Genomic DNA, 16,623 nt, shown 5'->3' on the forward strand with positions numbered 1-16,623 from the left:
TTTGGAAGACGCAGTCTATTATCCAGCAGCATGCTGTTATGGACCTCTCAGCTGCGGAACCCCAGCCCGATCGGGAGGCAAGCTAATACCGAATGCTGACGCAATCGGCCTACCGGTGGTGAGCCGGGGCAATTATGCTGCCTTTTCAACCCATTGCTTCCTCCCCTCGCTCATCTATAACATGAATCTACCTACAGTGTAGTTACTGCAACTGAACCACTCATTTTTCGGCAGCTCCACCTCTACATTGCAGTTACTACAGCAGATTATCTTATTTCCGGCCCTTTTCGCCTGATGGAGGCCGTTTCTGCTGTATTTTCTACAGCGCAGCCTGCCAAAAAAGAGCGATCCCAGCTTTCTGCTGCACAAAGTACACGATTATCGCTTCAAGGCCATTCATTTGCGGAATTGCGGAATAGCGGAATAACCTGCACAACATTGCCGACAAGCGGATCATGGTGGGTATTCTGATTGACACGATTATCGCTTTGCTTAAAAGCATCGATAGGATTAATCACCTAGGCCACGGCAGCTTTGTCGGTCCAATCGTCATGAAAACAGGGCATCTCCTCAGCTGAATAAATAAGCCGAGAGGATGCCCTGTAAAATGAATGGAACAGCCGTTTATTGATGCAGCTTCGCTTTATTAGCCCCTTCCTCGAGCCACAAAATCGAGGTTACGCCGCGCGGATAATATTTGCTGCCGGAAATGCGGCCGGAAATAATTTGGTCGCTCCAGCTCCAAATCGACAGCTCGGGATGCGTCAGCCATTTTACATGAGCCTCATCCGCTTGCTGTCCGCTCTCCTCCCATGCGATGCCGAGCAGCTCGCGCGCTACGAATTGGCACAAGTAAATCTTGCTGAGCCAGCTGTTATTGCTCGTAGAGGACAGCTTCCAGCCTCCATCCTCAAACAAGCAAATGCCTGGACGCAGAACATACTGCAAATGCGTGTTCAAAGCCTCCAAGTATGCGCCAAAACGTCCTCCCGGCTCAAGCGCGGCAAGGTTCCCCGTCACGTAAGGGAAAATAAGTCCTTCGATTGCCGGAATGATTTTAGAATCGTTATTTTCACCAATAACAGCAGGAATATAGCCTTCGCTTGTAACATGGCTGACAATCGTGGCTGCGCATTTGTCCGCTTGCTCCCCTGCGGTCTCTGCGAGCGAAGCCCGTTCGTTATCCTGGAATAAACGTTCCATCGCCACGTAGGCCGCCCAGTTTTTCCCTGCTAAGTAAATGTTGTTCCGTGATTGCCCTAGAGATACGTCCAAGCTATCGTAGGTTGTAATCTCCGCTCCGCCCATCGTCCGCGAGCTGTCGAGACCCATGATGCCGTTGCGGCTGTCCGGGTTGGAATCATCCCGATTGAGCATGCTGCTTAAGCATTTCTCGAATATGCCCAGGTTCGCGTCAAGCCACTCGCGGTCTGCCGTTTTCTCGTAATAGGCAGCGCCGCAAAGCACCCAATTCGTCAGCTGCTCATGCGTCATGTGGGAGAAGCAGCCGTCAAGGCCGTACAACTCATAGGAAGAGTAACCCGGACGGGATACCGCATTCGCAACGCCCATGTCATGCGTAAAGCTGATGCCGCCTGGGTATACCTCATCACTGCCCGGCTTGCGAATCGTATCCTCATAGCTGTACCGATCCACGAACATGTCCAGCTCGTTTTTGACCGTCCATGGATTCATTTTGAGCTCATAGAACAGCTGGTCAACGGTCAAATCGAACGTATTCATCATGCGGTATTCGCCCTCATTGACGATCCAGAACGGCTTCCCTTCGTAATCAAGAAGCTGCGTGGATCCGTAATAGCTGCGAATGGAGTGGATAAGCATAAACTTTTGGTCATCGGAGAGGTTGTCCTGCTCTGCCAACGCGCCAGCTTGAGCTGCCTCCTCCGTCAACCTGTCAAAATGGGTCAACGCATAATCAGCGACCGCCTCGACATTCGGGAAGTAACGGGTATAGAAGTAGGAAGCGTCTATCCCTGTCGTTACATACCCGGCTCTGTAGAAACAAATGGCGAATCGGTATGTCTTAATCTCACCAGGTTCCGTATCCAAGATAAGCGAGCAAACGGCCCCGAGGCCGAAGGTCCAGTTTTCTTTTAACGACGCGCCCAAAATATCCTCTAATGTAAAATGCTGCGCGGATTCAGACGTCTTATCATCCGTTACGATAGCAAGCTGACGTCCCTGCCCAATACCCGGTCGGCCGCAGGTATCATCCATACGCCGCATCGCTTGGTAGGGATCACTTCCTTGAAAACCGAAGAACGCCCTGCGTTTGCGATCCGAGCGCGAATTATCTACGGTCAGCTCCGCGAATACGGCAGGCAGGAGCGTGTCCTTAAGCTCCCCCTCCGAGGCGGTTGCCGGGTCCGGAACCGATCTTACCTGCGAATAAATGCGGAATGACAAATCGCCAGACTTCCATGTATCCGTCGTTAACTGAAAATCACGCTGAATGTCCTGCTGCTGCAGCGGGTGAAGCAGCTTCGGCTTGTTCGGATTCGGATCGGGATTCTCGATATCGTAGCGTTTGCTCTCATCCTCTTCCTGTATATCATGGAATGGCAGCGTGTCATAGCCGGTTCCGTCCATTCGTTCCAGACCAATATATATATTCTCCTTCGGCGGCTTAGCCAGTTCGATATCAAAGCCTCCCGAAGCACCGGGAAATCCTAGCGTAAAGCTTGAAAAAGCACCGATCGGGGAATGATGCGCGTTAAAAAATTGATTTCTAGCCAAAGCAGATTCATCTCCTTTATAGGTTGTATCTCTTACCATCTTACGGTCGTTTCACCCATGCTAACAGGGTCATAACAGACCTTTATTTGTACAAAACGACACCAAGCCGTTGGCTTACGATATGCTATACTGTACTCATCCTATTAAGCGAGGAATAAACGATGAGAAACCATCTTCCCTTCGGCCGGGAAAACAGCATTCATGAGCTAATGACGCCCGATTTGCAGTTTGCCTTTCAAATTGTTGCGGCGCATAAGCGTACCGTTAACGGGCAGTGGAGCTACCCCGAGCATCACCACACCATGTTTGAGCTCAACATGGTCTTGGACGGAGAGCAGACCATGTTTGCGGGGAGCTCATCCTTTTTGCAGCATGCAGGAGATATCTTGTTCATTCCGCCCAGCGTCAAGCATAGAAGTGAAGGTTCTGCCGGCAAAGAGGCGATGACTTACTTCTGTCTTCATTTCGATATCGATGATTTGACACTCCGCAGAAGCTTGATGAGCATGCAGACAACGCTGCTTCCGACCGGAAATCCCTCGTCCGCCGGCATCAGAAGCACGCTGGAACGGTTAATACAATCGTTGCAATATGCCCAAACGGGGCTGCAGAGGGACAAGCTGGCATTCCTTAGCGATACCTTCCTCATGCTGTCGGCCTTAACGAATTGGACGGTCGATGAGGGATCAGGCGAGCTGCAAGGGAAAGAAGCTTCCGAGAATGAAGTGTCACTCGCCGTAACAATAGAACGCGAGCTGCGGAGCGCCTCCGTTTCCGAGCACCTGCCTGAGGAACGAATCGGGATCGAAAAAATGGCCGCACGCCTGGGCTATAGCCCAGCTTATTGCAAACGGGTATTCCAGCGTGTCTATGGCATGTCCCCTCGTCAATATTTAACGGGACTGATTATTCGCCAAGCGAAGCTGCTGCTGATCAATTCAGAGCTTACCGTCGAGGATATCGCCTATCAGCTCGGTTATCATGATGTATCGCAATTCAGCAAGCAATTCAAACGATGGATGAATCTGTCTCCGACAGCCTTCCGTAAGCTGACGATATAACCCTGACTCACGGGGCGTAAAGGCAGATTCCTTCCACTGCGGCAAAAACAGTCGGTAGATAATCTAAACATTTAAATGCTTACAAAATAAACAAGGGACGCAAGCCGAAGCTTGCGTCCCTTGTTTCCATTAATTTTGAAGCCCGAAAAGATCCGTTTATTACTCTCTGTTTACTCAGTGCTCTCTTTACCCTTGACATACTCTTAGGCATTCTTAATTTCCATTAATTGATTTTGATGTCGAATACGACCGGTGCCGCGCTTTGAACATGCCGTGTTTGAATAATCAAAGCTTCTTCCGTTCTTTCCCATGTCGGTTTCTCGTCAAAGCCCAGCACATTAATTTCCTCGATGATGCCGTGGAAGTGGATTGATTTTTCTTTGAGAGATTTGATTGTGACTACTCCGCTTTCCGGGTAAACCAGAATGGTCGCATAAAGAGTGCTGCCCTTCACGGTGAACCTTACATCTTCACTCGTAAATACTTTCGATTTCCCATCCGTAAATTGACCTTCCTCTATCTCCGTCGGCCCTTCGCCGAAAATTCGCCAGAAGGTCGAATCATAGATGGCCTCTCCGTTCACCTTCAACCACTGGCCGATTTCAAGAAGAATCTGCTTATCCTCATCGGGAATCGTACCGTCGGCTTTTGGGCCTACATTCAGCAGCAGGCTGCCGTTCTTACTCACAATATCAACTAAATCCCGTATAATCTCAACCGATGATTTATAATCATTGTTCGGCGTATAGCACCATGAGTTTTTTGCCACGGCAGTATCGGTCTGCCAAAAATACGGCTTGAGTTCCGCGAATTGCCCTCTCTCGATATCAGGGACAGCCGTGCCGAAATGAAACGCATCATGCTTATAGTTGATGGCAACTTCTTCGCCCCACTCCATCGCACGGTTGTAATAATAAGCTGCGAATTTTTTGAGATAAGGCTTAAACGCTTCCGTATGAATCCACCAGTCAAAATAAAATACCTTCGGTTGATATTGGTCCACAAGCTCACAGCATCGGATCAGCCAATCTTCCAAATAGTCTTGGCTCGGAGGGGAACCGTACAGGTCCTGATGGTCCGGCTCCGGCATTGAAGGCCAGTAGAAGTCGCCGCGTACGAGAGGCTCCTTAATATCGGAATCAAACTCTTTGCCGTGCGATAAGAAAAACCAATGCTCTGCCCGGTGGGAAGAAACACAAAACGTCATATCCCGCTTCTCAAAAGCCTCTTTCATTTCACCAATTAAATCTCGCTTTGGCCCCATTTCATAGGCGTTGAAGGGAGAGATGCCGCTTTTGTACATTTGAAACCCGTCATGATGCTCTGCGACCGGCATAATGTACTTGGCGCCTGCTTGTCGGAAAAGCTCAGCCCATTCATCAGCATTGAAGTTCTCCGCTTTAAACATCGGAATAAAATCCTTATAGCCAAAGTTTTTGTGCTCCCCATAGACAGCGAGATGATGCTTGTATTCCTCTGAGTCCTGGATATACATATTCCTCGGGTACCATTCGTTATTGAATGCGGGGACGGAATATACGCCCCAGTGAATGAAAATACCAAATTTCGCCTTCTCATACCAATAAGGAACTTCATATCCGCTGAGTGAATCCCAATTATCCTTGAATTTCCCGTTTTTAATCGTATCTTCAATCGACTTCAAATATAAATCTGCTCCCATGAAGCTATCATCCTCTCTCACAATGAACTGCCTATGTTCATTCTAGCGACGAAGACACTTCATAGACATGCAGAAAACTATCTATCCCTTGAACAAAAGTAACTTTATCGAGAGGTTAACGTCCGCTTCAGCCAGTCGTAAGCCAGCCGCCCGCTTATTTCGTGCGCGCCCGGAAAAATATCTGTCGCGAGCTTATCCCCAGCACCCTCTGCCTCATAAATCTCCTGAATTACAGCTGCTGCCTTGCGAAAGCCTGCAACCGGAAAGATCGGATCATGCTCACCAGATTCGAGAAATAACGGGCGTGGCGCAATTAGCCCGATTAATTCAGGCAGCTCTGCATGTACAAGCAAGCCCGGCGTATAATTATCAATGCAATGTCGGACGGCAAAAATACTATCTTTAACCGTGTTCGTAAAGCCGGTCAACACCGTTGCGTTGATCCGCGCCTCCAGCACGGCAGCTGCATAACCGATTAACCCTCCGCCGGAGAAGCCCATGAGTCCCATGCGATCCGCATCGACCTCCGGCCTTGAAGCCAAATAAGTAAAGGCCTTTAGAGCCTCTGTAACCCGCAAGCCGGTAAGCGTTTTTCCGAGCATCATCAGCTGCGTAGATAGATTGTTGCAGGAGCTGGGCACATTCGGGTCAAGCGCAAGATCCGCGAGGAGTCTGCGCTCACCGAACCCAATTACGTCCGGCGCAATAACGACCATTCCCCGCTTCACGAGCTGCACAGCAAAATGCTGGTGAATGCCTGGCTCTTCCTGATCGGGAGAGCCATCTCTCAGCAAACCTACGATCTCGCGGCTGCCATAACCATGACCATGAATAGCCAGCACTGCTGGCAGCGGCTCCTTCACGTTGTCAGGAATAAGGACATAAGCAGCAAAGGTTAACTCCGGTGTAGCCGAAAGCTCCACCCGCTCGCGGACATATCCATCGCATTGAACGCGTTCCAGCAATCGTGGAGCAAAGCCCGAATTAGGCTCAAAGTGGCCAATCGCTTCACGCAGCGCCGCCTTTAACCTGGGTCTGCGCTCGTTTCGAAGCTCATGCTTAGATTTTGCTTGATGCTGATTGACCGCTTCGTTGTACAGCTTATTTAATAAAGAATCCCCATTCCACATTGTCCGCTCAACCGCCTTTATTCTAAATTTTCAACATGTAATCCTTTTAGGATCAATCGTTTTCCGTTGTTAATGTGCGCTGTGAAGATTTAAATCTGCATATTGAATATTTATTCGTTATACTGTATATTTATACAAAACAATGAATAACCGGGAGGCTCGTCATGATTCAAATGGAAAAATCATTAACGTCAGCATTGCTCGAAACAGCGGAGAAATCGGTTTTATTTACGGCACGTCGTCCCGGGATCGTGATGGAGCGCGGCGAAGGGATGCATCTTTGGGACACGGATGGAAAACGTTATTTGGATTTTGTCGGCGGATGGGCCGTCACGAGCCTTGGTCATTCTCCAGCGGCCTTGCAGGAAGCACTGTCGCGCCAAGCAGCCACTTTAGTTCACGCTAGCCCCGGCTACTATAATCGGCCGATGATTGAATTCGCCGATCTTCTTACCAGCGTCAGCGGGATGGATAAAGCCTTCTTCGCCAGCAGCGGCGCCGAAGCGAACGAGAGCGCAATTAAGCTGGCCAGAAAGCATGGTGCGGTCAACCTTAACGGAGCCTATGAGATTATTACGCTAACGAACAGCTTTCACGGACGAACGCTTGCAACGATGTCGGCTACTGGTAAAGAGCAGTGGAAGGAACTTTTTGCTCCCAAAGTAGATGGATTCAAGCATGTGCCGATCAACGACCTCGATGCCTGCTTCGCCGCGGTTACCAATCAAACCTGCGCGATCATGGTCGAGCTTGTACAAGGCGAAGGCGGGGTTCATTCGGTATCGGAATCTTATTTATACGGATTACGCAAAATATGTGACATGTATGGCATGCTGCTTATTTTCGATGAAATCCAGACGGGGATGGGCAGAACGGGCACACTCTTTGCTTATGAGCATTATGGCATTCAGCCTGATATCATGACGCTCGGCAAAGGGATCGGTGGCGGATTTCCGTTATCGGCGATGCTCACACTGAACAAATACGATCTATTCGAGCCTGGTGATCAAGGCGGAACCTATACGGGCGCTCCGCTCGCGATGGCCGCAGGGTATGCCGTGCTAAAGGAACTTCTTGAACGAAACTTAGCTGGAAATGCGAAGAAGCAGGGACATTATTTAGTAGATGGACTGCATGATCTCGCATGCGGCTTCCCTATTTCGAACATTCGCGGCAAAGGATTGCTGATTGCGTTCGACATGCCCGAGTGTGCAGCCACCGAACTTGCCGCAGCTTGCCTGCGAGAGGGTCTGCTCATTAATTCGCCTAGTCCATCTACGATTCGTCTCGTGCCACCGTTAATCGTAACGCAGCAGAACATCGATGATATGCTGGGCATTATGCGTCACGCGCTCGGCAAGCTGCAGTCATGTTGATGCTTCAAGCGTAAACAGCCGACACAGCGCTTGGCGGCGAAAGCTCGTTCACGGTGAAAAAGCAGCGGACCAAGATAAAATTTCAAATAAAAGGTCTGCGGTCCAGTACAAGCTGCAGCGGTTCATCGGTTTGAATGAGCCCGGGGATCAGCTGCTGAATCGCAGCCAAGCCGCATACCGCTCCGCATAATAAATGCAGGTCGTCGAAGGGCTCATCCGATTCGGTGCCAAGCTGGGCCAGATTCTCGATAAAGCGCTGCGAAGTGCCTTTCACGGCGGCCTTGCATTCCTCTTCGCGGTAAGAAGCCGTTTGCTTCAAGCAGCAAAGAATCGTATAAGCCCAGTCAATATGGAAATAGGAAAATACCTCTTCGGGCAGCTCCAGCTCACCGCTTTGATACAGCTCCATGCAGGTGTCTATCACACGCTCCGGATAGGGGATTTGCTCCTTTCGATGAGCGAGGTTGAACAAATAATGAAAGCTGCCTGCAATATGGTGGAACAACGGGGCGTTCACAAGACTTCCGTCAGCTTGCTTTACGCAACCTTTGCGCCATAAACCCGTCAGCGGATCAGCATTTTGAAGCAGCCAATCGAAGTATTCCCGCTCCCACGCTTCATCAACGGATTCCGACAGAACCAAGCATGCATAAATGCCGGCACCCTTTAATGACTCGCCCCAAGGTTGGTCTCGCCAATCCAGGCTCTCAAGAAACGGCGTAATTTGTTCATTGTTCATCAGTTCTTTGAATTGAACAAGCGGAAACCTAGCTTTCCCGTCAAAAAGCTCCAATGCCGATAGCGCAAACGCCGTACTATGTATCTCATTATGGCCTTGGCCTGCGAATACGCCGGTAGTTTCCGATTGGTGCTGCTGCAGGGCAGCAATCCAAAGCTTTTTCTCTGCCGGATGCTGCGGCAGTGCGCTCAGCGTATATAAAATAATGGCAGCATCTGCCGTACCGTAAACATCCTCATTCGTATTTCCCTGCTCAAGCTGCGTTAAATGCCTGGCATAGGCTCGGGTCTCCTCATGGAAACGATGAGCCTCCAGTGTATTCATCACGCGAGTAATAAATGGACGCAAATCCGTCATGCTATCCCCCACCATCCTAAGCTCGTTTTTTTGCATGGTTTCACCTTAATAGCCAGAATAACCAGCCTCTCATATGGATGTGCTGCTTACGTCAAGTATATCGATACGAGCTTTTTCCTATGAGATGAACAATCAAATCGGTACCAAGTCGCTAATCGGCTGCTGTTCTGCAAATACAATACAATCATGCTTGCTCAGCTTCCAGTCCTACAATGCAGAAAGTACAGCAGAATCCCTGTTATTCGCCTCTCATCGAAGCTGCGTTGCATAAAATACAGCAGAACATAACAATTGAACCCATTTTCCCGAAATAGGAGTCGTTTATAAAAAATCCGTTGTACAAACTGCAGTGTATGAGAAGAAGCTGCCGTTCTTGCGCCATTCTATTGTACGAACTGCAGCGCAGGCCTCCCGTAGCAGAAGATAAAAAGTTGCATCGCACCAACCTCCAACACAACTCATATGCTGCCGCCAAGCGTAAACGGCTGACGCTGTCTATGGCGGCAACTGCTCACTCCACGGTGATATATAAGCATCGTTTAAAATTAAAATATCTACCAATTAATCACATTGCCTGCGTAATCTACATACTCGCACTCAGTCCCGACCGCCGGCAGTCGCAGCCGCGCCTCGATTAGCTGCAGGATGGCACCCGCTGACTGCTCAGGCGTTAACGCGGCATCTTCATCAAGCTTGCCCTGCATAAAAGTTTGCACCCAGCCCGGATGTACGACTAATACGCGTCCGCCCTGCTGCTTGATTCCGTTATGGATCAGCTTGGACTGCATATTAAGCGCCGCCTTCGACATGCAGTATGCGTACCAGCTGTCGCGATAGCAATCGCCAATACTGCCTGCCTCCGAAGAAATATTGATAAGAAATTTGGATTCGCCCCTCAGCAGCAATGGCATAAAAGTTTGACTCATCCGAAGGCTGCCCAGCGTGTTCACGTTGAAGACGTCCATCATCTCCGCATAATTAAGCGGATCCAGAACGGTAGCTCCAATGTCGCCGAGTATAGCGCCGTTATTGATTAACAAATCAAGCTGATCCGTTTTCCCGGACGCCGCTTCAAATGCCCTTGCCACGCTCTCATCGCTCGCGATATCTAGAGGCAGCAGACAAAGCTGATCAGCATGCACTTCTTTCAGTGCTTGAAGCTCCGGCGCTTCATCCGCGTATTGTCCCGCAAATACATGATAGCCCTGCCCCAGCAAGCCCTTCACAAGGGCGAGACCTACCCCGCGATCCGCGCCCGTTACAAAAGCTGTTTTTTTCATTTCGTCCACTTCTCCGATCACTATTAATTCGCCGCTCGCTATGCATGATGGATAAGCATTTGCGCATAACTTAGATACGGTTGTAATGCGCCTAATCAGCAGGAGGGCTACCATTTTGCGTACACGAGCCGTAAAAAACAATGAATTTAAAATTTACGTCATACCCGCTTGGAAATGGAAGGAGTTTCTGGCCTTCGAGCTCATCGGCGGTACAGCGTTTTATTTGCTATGCAGAAAATTGGCCCATTCCGAGCTGTTCGGCATGGCCGCCAATATCGCCGGACCCCAAATGCTCAAATATTTAATGGCCGCTTACCGGCTCGATACAAAAAACGTTCCGCAGCCCCCGCCGAGCTAGCGGAATTGCAGAACGTTTCTTTCATTTAAAATCCGAAGTATGCTTTCGCATTGCGGTAGGAGATGTTTTGAACCATGTCCCCGAGCAGCTCCATATCGTGCGGAGCCTCGCCGTTTTCCACCCATTCGCCAAGCAAATTACAAAGTATGCGTCTAAAATATTCATGCCTTGTGTAGGATAGGAAGCTGCGTGAATCGGTCAGCATTCCGACAAACCGGCTAAGCAGACCTAAATTCGCAAGCGCATTCATCTGGTCCAGCATGCCATTTTTTGTATCGTTAAACCACCAAGCCGAGCCAAGCTGGATTTTCCCCGGAACTCCGCCGCCTTGGAAGCTGCCGATAATCGAACCGAGCACATCATTATCCTTCGCGTTTAGCGAATAAACGATGGTTTTCGGCAGCGCATCGTCCGTATCCAGCGCATCAAGCAGCTTTGCAAGCGGATAAGCCACTGCGCTGTCATTGATGGAATCGAAGCCGGTGTCGGGTCCAAGCTTGCCGAGCATGCGGGAGCTGTTGTTTCTTGCTGCGTTAATGTGGAACTGCATCGCCCAGCCGCGCTCCGCATATAAGCGGCCAAGGTAGAGCAGCGTAAACGTTTTATACTGCTTTTCTTCCTCCAAGCTTACTGTTTCCCCATTCAAGGCTTTGGCAAAAACAGCGGCAGCGTCAGCCTTTGTAGTCTCCGCATACGCCACATAATCCAGTGCATGGTCAGAAACCTTGCAGCCGACCTCGTCAAAAAATTTCACCCGTGCAGCAAGCGCGTCCAGCAGCGCATCATAGCTGTCAATCCTGGCAGAAGCCGCTTCGCCGAGCTTGCCCACCCAATCCAGGAACGTTGCGCGGTTTATTTCAAGCGCCTTGTCCGGACGGAAGGATGGCAGCACCTGCACGTTAAAATCCTCTAATTCCTTAATTGCAATATGATACTCTAGCGTATCAACCGGATCATCCGTCGTACAAATGACCTCTACGTTCGACATTTTGATCAAATCACGTGCCTTGAACTGGCCCGTCGCCAGCTTTGCATTGACCTGCTCCCAAATCGCCGGCGCATTTTTTTCATTAATAAGCTCGTTTACGCCGAAATAACGGCGAAGCTCCAAATGCGACCATTGATACAAAGGATTTCCGATGGTTTGCGGAACCGTTTTGGCCCAGGCTTCGAAACGATCGTAATCGGTTACGCCTTCTCCGCCTGTTACATAACGCTCCTCCACGCCATTCGCGCGCAGAGCCCGCCATTTGTAGTGATCGCCGTAGAGCCAAGCCGCCGTCAGGTTCTCGAAGCTCGTATTCTCCAAAATTTGCTGCGGGCTTAGATGGCAGTGATAATCAATAATAGGCATGTCCTTAGCAAAATCATGATAAAGCCTAACCGCCGTTTCATTCGATAGCAAAAAATTGTCGTCCATAAATGGCTTCATTTCAGCTTTCCCCCTGAACACTATTTGTGGAATTTCACAAGGTCGTCGATCTGAACGGCCAGCCCCGTTTGAATGGAACGGTTAGCGGCAATGCCCGTTAGAATCGACCTGGCTCCGTCAATATGATTAGCTGCTCGATTGAAAGGATCCTCCACCGGCGTTCCGAATAAGTCGTTCAGCAATACAGGATCGCCTCCGCCGTGGCCGCCTACGCCTTCCTCCACCTCAACCTCGTAAGGAGCACCAAACATCGGGAACACCTTAATCATCTTCTCCTTCAAAGCGCCTTCATCTGCTTTCTTGCCGCCTGAATTGACGTACGATTGCTCGACGATATTCATCTCAAGGCGCCCCTTCGTTCCATTAAACGCAATACGGTAGCCTTCCCAAGGCAAGTAAGCGTTTAACGAATACGTCAGAATGGCGTTGTTTTTGTAACGGACAAGCACACCCATCGTGTCTTCGATATTAATGCCGTCACCGAATACGCTCTGATCGCGGCGATAGCCGTCCTCGTGTTCCGCATCCAAATACATCGCTTTCAAATGGTCATTTTTATCCAAGTGTAGCGCAAAAGGATCGTTCTCGGCAATCGGATTTCCTGTCGCGCGCTCATAGAATTGCGTTTCCCCGCGCTGCTCCGCATTTTCACGGCCGTAGAACAGCAAATCGCCAAAAGCAAATACGGATTCCGGCTGCGACCCGATCCAGAAGTTAACGAGATCGAAGTGATGCGTCGATTTATGCACAAGCAAGCCGCCGCTGTTTTGTTTATTGCGATGCCATCTGCGGAAGTAGTCTGCGCCATGCTGCGTATTCAGCAGCCACTCGAAGTGAACGGAGGTCACTTTGCCAATCGCGCCGTTCGCGATAAGCTCTCTAGCCTTCGTATGATGCGGCGCATACCGGTAGTTGAACGTTACCCGCACATTGCGGCCAGTCCGTTCCACCGCGTCCAAAATGTCTTGGCATTTATTCTCGTCAACCGTCATCGGCTTCTCCGTCACGACATCACAACCGAGCTCCAGCGCACGAATAATGTATGTGTGATGCGTACGGTCCATGCTCGTAACGATAACCGCATCCGGCTTCTCCTGCTCGATCATCCTGTCGAACTCATTTGATTTGTACGTTCTTACTGCCTCATATTTATATTTACCCACTAAAATGCGGTTCGCATAGTCCATTCTCGTTTGGTTGATATCACAAAAAGCCAGCAGCTCGGATGTCTCTCTGAAATCGGTTGCAAGCGCACCGTAAAAAAATTCGGCTCTCCCGCCGCTGCCTACCAGCACGTATCGTTTTTTTGTCATTATCATCATTCCTCCCTAAAATTGCTTACTTTCATATTACCGCATGAGAGTGCTATAATTCTCTGCATATCATGCTTTATTTTCATATAACACCGCTTTTCTTGCGGTATGTGTAAGGAGCTCGCATAAAATGATTAACGAACTGGAATTATACAGCTTCGGCTCCACACCTGAGCTATTTGTGGAATATACGAAACGTTCTGTGCCCTTTACGATGGAAAATGACCATTACCATGACTATTATGAAATCTACTATATGCTGTCAGGACAGCGGATCTATTTTATCAAGGATCGTTCCTATTCGATTGAGCAAGGCGATCTCGTCTTCATACACAAGCATGAGCTTCACAAAACGATGCAGGCCGGCAGCGGCTCGCATGAAAGGCTTATCTTTCATTTTAATGATGCGAAACTTCTCAGCTTGGCGGGAAAGCATACAGAACTGCTGTTAACCCCATTCAAGCAGCAATTCCATATTATTCGTCTGCCAAGGCAGGAGCCGCTTGCGCTCGAGCAGCTAATGAGGCGCATGGTTTCGGAGATGAAAGAGAAGCCTGCAGGCTATGAGCTTTTTCCGGCTTACGCCTTAACTGGTCTGCTGCTAAGCGGAGCTAGATATATCGAGCAGCATGATCCGGCCCCGCTTCATCATGCAACGCCGATGCATGCCAAAATCTCCGAGGTGATCCGCTATATTAACGCTCATTTCGCAGAACCGCTTCGTCTAGGCGGGCTTGCCGAGCATTTTTTCATTAGTCCCTACTATTTAAGCCGCATGTTCAAGGACATAACCGGGTTTACTTTTTCCGACTACGTCATTCTCACGCGCATCAAAGAAGCGCAGCGTCTGCTTCGAGAATCCGATAGCAGCATTACGGAGATTGCGGCCGCGGTCGGCTTCGATAACTTTTCCCATTTCGGGAAAACATTCAAAAAAATCACTCGGGATTCACCGCGCGGCTATCGCAAGCAGTATAAATGATCGCAACATAGTCATGTCGTAATTTCACACATATGTAGTCATTAAATTACACTAAAAATGAGTGTGGAACTATGTTAAATTATATTTGTTGTCATAAATTTATACATGAAATTAGAATCAACTAATAGATGCCCAGGGAGAGATGAACCGATGATTCGAATTGGTAAAATCAGTTATTGGCACGTGCACGCATGGGATTATACAAAGCAAGCTCAGGAGCATCCAGGTACGGAAATCGTAGCGGTATGGGATGAAATTGCACAGCGCGGACAGGCTGCAGCAGAGAAGCTGGGCGTTACGTTCTATGAAGATCTGAACGAAATGCTGAGCCGCGATGATATTGACGCTGTTATCGTTGATGCTCCAACGGCAAGGCACCAAGAGGTAATCGTCGCCGCTGCTAAAGCGGGCAAGCATATTTTTACCGAGAAGGTCATTGCTGCTACCCTGAAGGAATTAAACATAATACTGGATGAAGTCACCAAAAATAATGTAAAATTAACCGTATCACTGCCGCGTTTAAACGATGGCTATACGCTTGCGATTCGTGATATTTTATCACAAGGCGTGCTTGGGAAAATAACGCTGGTACGTGCTCGTCTGTCACATAACGGAGCAACTGCCAATTGGCTGCCTGAGCATTTCTACAGCTTAGAGGAATGCCTCGGCGGCGCATTAATCGATTTGGGTTGCCATCCGATGTATTTGACCAGACTGTTTATGAACGAAATGCCTAAAGAGGTATCCGCTCATTTCGGTTATGTCACCGGCAAACAAGTGGAAGATAACGCGGTTGCGGTCTTGACCTCGGATTCCGGCGCGATCGGAATCGTAGAGGCCGGCTTCGTTAATAACCATTCACCGTTTACGCTGGAGGTACATGGCACAGAAGGATCGCTGCTGTACGGCACTCCTGAGAACCAACTGTTGCTTCGCACTACCGGTTCAGGAGCCGGCTCGTCTGAAAAGTGGACAGAACAAGTCATCCCGCCGGCAAGGGAGAGCGCTTTTCACCAATGGGTGCAGCATATTGAAAACGACACTTCAGCCGATGAGAATGTAAGCCTTGCCATCGATTTAACAAAATTGATGGAAGCTTCAAATCAATCCGCCCGCGAGCACCGCGCTGTTCGGATTGATGAGCTAATCAAGTAAGAGCAAACGGAAAATGGATGACTCCGAGGAGGAATCAGCATGCCTAACTTTCCTTACGAAATGATGCATGAGCGCCAGGATGCGCTTGAGCGCCTGGAGCTCTGCATCAGGTGGGGACAATACGACATCCATGTGCTGCGCTTCCATTTAACGCAATTTCCTCCCGGAAGAGTCATAGGCTTCCACAAGCATGCCGAGTATGAATTTCATTTCATTCCGCAGGGCAAAGGAAAGGTCATTATTGTCGACCAGGAATATGCGCTGAAGCCCGGCATGTTTTATTTAACCGGACCTGAAATTATGCATTATCAAGAAGCGGATGCCTTTGAAGCAATGGATGAGCTCTGTCTTCATGTCGATATTATCGACCGAAATGCCGAGAATAACGGCAGCGATCCTTATTCTTACGACGATTGGGAAGCTGCCGAAGCGCATGATTGCATCGAGAAGCTGCGCTCGCTTCCTCTCTATCCTACGACGGATCTGCATCAAGCGATGCCCCGTTTCCTGGAAGCTTATCAGGCATGCAGCGATAATTTTGTCGGCAGTTATACCACCATCAAGCAAACCGTTATACAGATTCTCCTGCGGGCCGTACGCGCTTACGATACGGCAAACGAACAAAAACAGTTTCCAACGCGTGATATGAAGGCATACCGTTACCGGCTTGCCTTGGAGTATATTTACGCGAACTATGACGGCAGCATCACGCTTGAGGACGTAGCAGACAAGCTTAACCTCAGCTCGCGGCATATTCAGCGGTTATTTAAGGAGCTTCATCACGGGCATACCTTCAGCCGCATACTCGAAGATATTCGATTAGCAGTCGTATGCCGGGAGCTGCTGGAAAGCGAGCAATCCGTCGAACAGATCGCGAAGCTCGCAGGCTTTGCCGGCGGTAACTATCTGCATGCAGTCTTTCGCAAAAAATTTGGTGTCACGCCCTCCGAATACCGTAGGAGCGCTCGTCAAACCCAATTGCAATAACCATATTTTATAACT

Annotated in this window: 13 protein-coding genes; 6 read left to right on the forward strand and 7 right to left on the reverse strand. The window is 49.3% G+C overall.

Translation table 11 applies throughout. The annotated features are described in order from the left end of the window. Window positions 1-624 precede the first annotated feature (624 nt). Window positions 625-2,757 (reverse strand): glycoside hydrolase family 52 protein, encoded by a 2,133-nt coding sequence (locus AC1DLI_RS03360; RefSeq protein WP_477599653.1) that lies wholly within the window; start codon window positions 2,755-2,757, stop codon window positions 625-627. 161 nt (window positions 2,758-2,918) lie between these two features. Here AC1DLI_RS03360 and AC1DLI_RS03365 point away from each other — a divergent pair, with 161 nt between their 5' ends. Beyond that, a complete protein-coding gene (locus AC1DLI_RS03365) occupies window positions 2,919-3,818 on the forward strand; it encodes a helix-turn-helix transcriptional regulator (protein ID WP_477599655.1) in 900 nt (299 codons plus the stop codon). A 223-nt stretch (window positions 3,819-4,041) separates the two neighbouring features. Here AC1DLI_RS03365 and AC1DLI_RS03370 read toward each other — a convergent pair whose 3' ends face one another. Continuing rightward, on the reverse strand, window positions 4,042-5,499 hold the full coding sequence (locus AC1DLI_RS03370; RefSeq protein ID WP_477599657.1) for an alpha-L-fucosidase: 1,458 nt from the start codon (window positions 5,497-5,499) through the stop codon (window positions 4,042-4,044). A 104-nt stretch (window positions 5,500-5,603) separates the two neighbouring features. After that, the gene (locus AC1DLI_RS03375) at window positions 5,604-6,629 is read right to left on the reverse strand and encodes a dienelactone hydrolase family protein (protein WP_477599659.1); all 1,026 of its coding nucleotides are present in this window, start codon (window positions 6,627-6,629) and stop codon (window positions 5,604-5,606) included. 164 nt (window positions 6,630-6,793) lie between these two features. Here AC1DLI_RS03375 and AC1DLI_RS03380 point away from each other — a divergent pair, with 164 nt between their 5' ends. Then, complete coding sequence (locus tag AC1DLI_RS03380; protein WP_477599661.1) at window positions 6,794-8,005, forward strand: aspartate aminotransferase family protein; 1,212 nt, start codon at window positions 6,794-6,796, stop codon at window positions 8,003-8,005. 82 nt (window positions 8,006-8,087) lie between these two features. On the opposite strand, the gene AC1DLI_RS03385 is transcribed toward AC1DLI_RS03380, so the two are convergent. Further along, entirely contained in the window at window positions 8,088-9,101 is a 1,014-nt protein-coding gene (locus tag AC1DLI_RS03385; RefSeq protein WP_477599663.1) for a hypothetical protein, read from the reverse strand. 554 nt (window positions 9,102-9,655) lie between these two features. Continuing rightward, the gene (locus AC1DLI_RS03390) at window positions 9,656-10,381 is read right to left on the reverse strand and encodes an SDR family oxidoreductase (RefSeq protein ID WP_477599665.1); all 726 of its coding nucleotides are present in this window, start codon (window positions 10,379-10,381) and stop codon (window positions 9,656-9,658) included. Window positions 10,382-10,496: 115 nt separating this feature from the next. On the opposite strand from AC1DLI_RS03390, the gene AC1DLI_RS03395 reads away from it, so the two are divergent. Further along, window positions 10,497-10,739, forward strand: coding sequence for a hypothetical protein (locus tag AC1DLI_RS03395; protein WP_477599667.1), 243 nt, complete (start codon window positions 10,497-10,499; stop codon window positions 10,737-10,739). Window positions 10,740-10,764: 25 nt separating this feature from the next. Here the strand turns inward: AC1DLI_RS03395 and uxaC are convergent, their stop codons facing one another. Beyond that, on the reverse strand, window positions 10,765-12,171 hold the full coding sequence (gene uxaC, locus AC1DLI_RS03400; protein ID WP_477599669.1) for a glucuronate isomerase: 1,407 nt from the start codon (window positions 12,169-12,171) through the stop codon (window positions 10,765-10,767). 20 nt (window positions 12,172-12,191) lie between these two features. Next, window positions 12,192-13,487, reverse strand: a complete 1,296-nt coding sequence (locus tag AC1DLI_RS03405; RefSeq protein ID WP_477600059.1) for a Gfo/Idh/MocA family protein — start codon at window positions 13,485-13,487, stop codon at window positions 12,192-12,194. Window positions 13,488-13,614: 127 nt separating this feature from the next. Between AC1DLI_RS03405 and AC1DLI_RS03410 the strand changes: the two genes are divergently transcribed. The 3 genes from AC1DLI_RS03410 to AC1DLI_RS03420 all read left to right on the forward strand — a co-directional run bounded on the left by AC1DLI_RS03410 (window position 13,615) and on the right by AC1DLI_RS03420 (window position 16,608). Then, window positions 13,615-14,466, forward strand: a complete 852-nt coding sequence (locus tag AC1DLI_RS03410) for an AraC family transcriptional regulator (RefSeq protein ID WP_477599671.1) — start codon at window positions 13,615-13,617, stop codon at window positions 14,464-14,466. Between the two features lie 150 nt (window positions 14,467-14,616). Beyond that, complete coding sequence (locus tag AC1DLI_RS03415; RefSeq protein WP_477599673.1) at window positions 14,617-15,621, forward strand: Gfo/Idh/MocA family protein; 1,005 nt, start codon at window positions 14,617-14,619, stop codon at window positions 15,619-15,621. A 39-nt stretch (window positions 15,622-15,660) separates the two neighbouring features. Next, the gene (locus AC1DLI_RS03420) at window positions 15,661-16,608 is read left to right on the forward strand and encodes an AraC family transcriptional regulator (protein WP_308997007.1); all 948 of its coding nucleotides are present in this window, start codon (window positions 15,661-15,663) and stop codon (window positions 16,606-16,608) included. The last annotated feature ends 15 nt before the right edge of the window (window positions 16,609-16,623 follow it).

This window comes from Paenibacillus sp. 01T443 (assembly GCF_056398325.1).

Bases quoted from the DNA above. Each gene is read 5' to 3' on its own strand.
- AC1DLI_RS03365 (WP_477599655.1), top strand. From the start codon at position 2,919: ATGAGAAACCATCTTCCCTTCGGCCGGGAAAACAGCATTCATGAGCTA.
- AC1DLI_RS03370 (WP_477599657.1), bottom strand. From the start codon at position 5,499: ATGGGAGCAGATTTATATTTGAAGTCGATTGAAGATACGATTAAAAAC.
- AC1DLI_RS03375 (WP_477599659.1), bottom strand. From the start codon at position 6,629: ATGTGGAATGGGGATTCTTTATTAAATAAGCTGTACAACGAAGCGGTC.
- AC1DLI_RS03380 (WP_477599661.1), top strand. From the start codon at position 6,794: ATGATTCAAATGGAAAAATCATTAACGTCAGCATTGCTCGAAACAGCG.
- AC1DLI_RS03385 (WP_477599663.1), bottom strand. From the start codon at position 9,101: ATGACGGATTTGCGTCCATTTATTACTCGCGTGATGAATACACTGGAG.
- AC1DLI_RS03390 (WP_477599665.1), bottom strand. From the start codon at position 10,381: ATGAAAAAAACAGCTTTTGTAACGGGCGCGGATCGCGGGGTAGGTCTC.
- uxaC (WP_477599669.1), bottom strand. From the start codon at position 12,171: ATGAAGCCATTTATGGACGACAATTTTTTGCTATCGAATGAAACGGCG.
- AC1DLI_RS03410 (WP_477599671.1), top strand. From the start codon at position 13,615: ATGATTAACGAACTGGAATTATACAGCTTCGGCTCCACACCTGAGCTA.
- AC1DLI_RS03415 (WP_477599673.1), top strand. From the start codon at position 14,617: ATGATTCGAATTGGTAAAATCAGTTATTGGCACGTGCACGCATGGGAT.
- AC1DLI_RS03420 (WP_308997007.1), top strand. From the start codon at position 15,661: ATGCCTAACTTTCCTTACGAAATGATGCATGAGCGCCAGGATGCGCTT.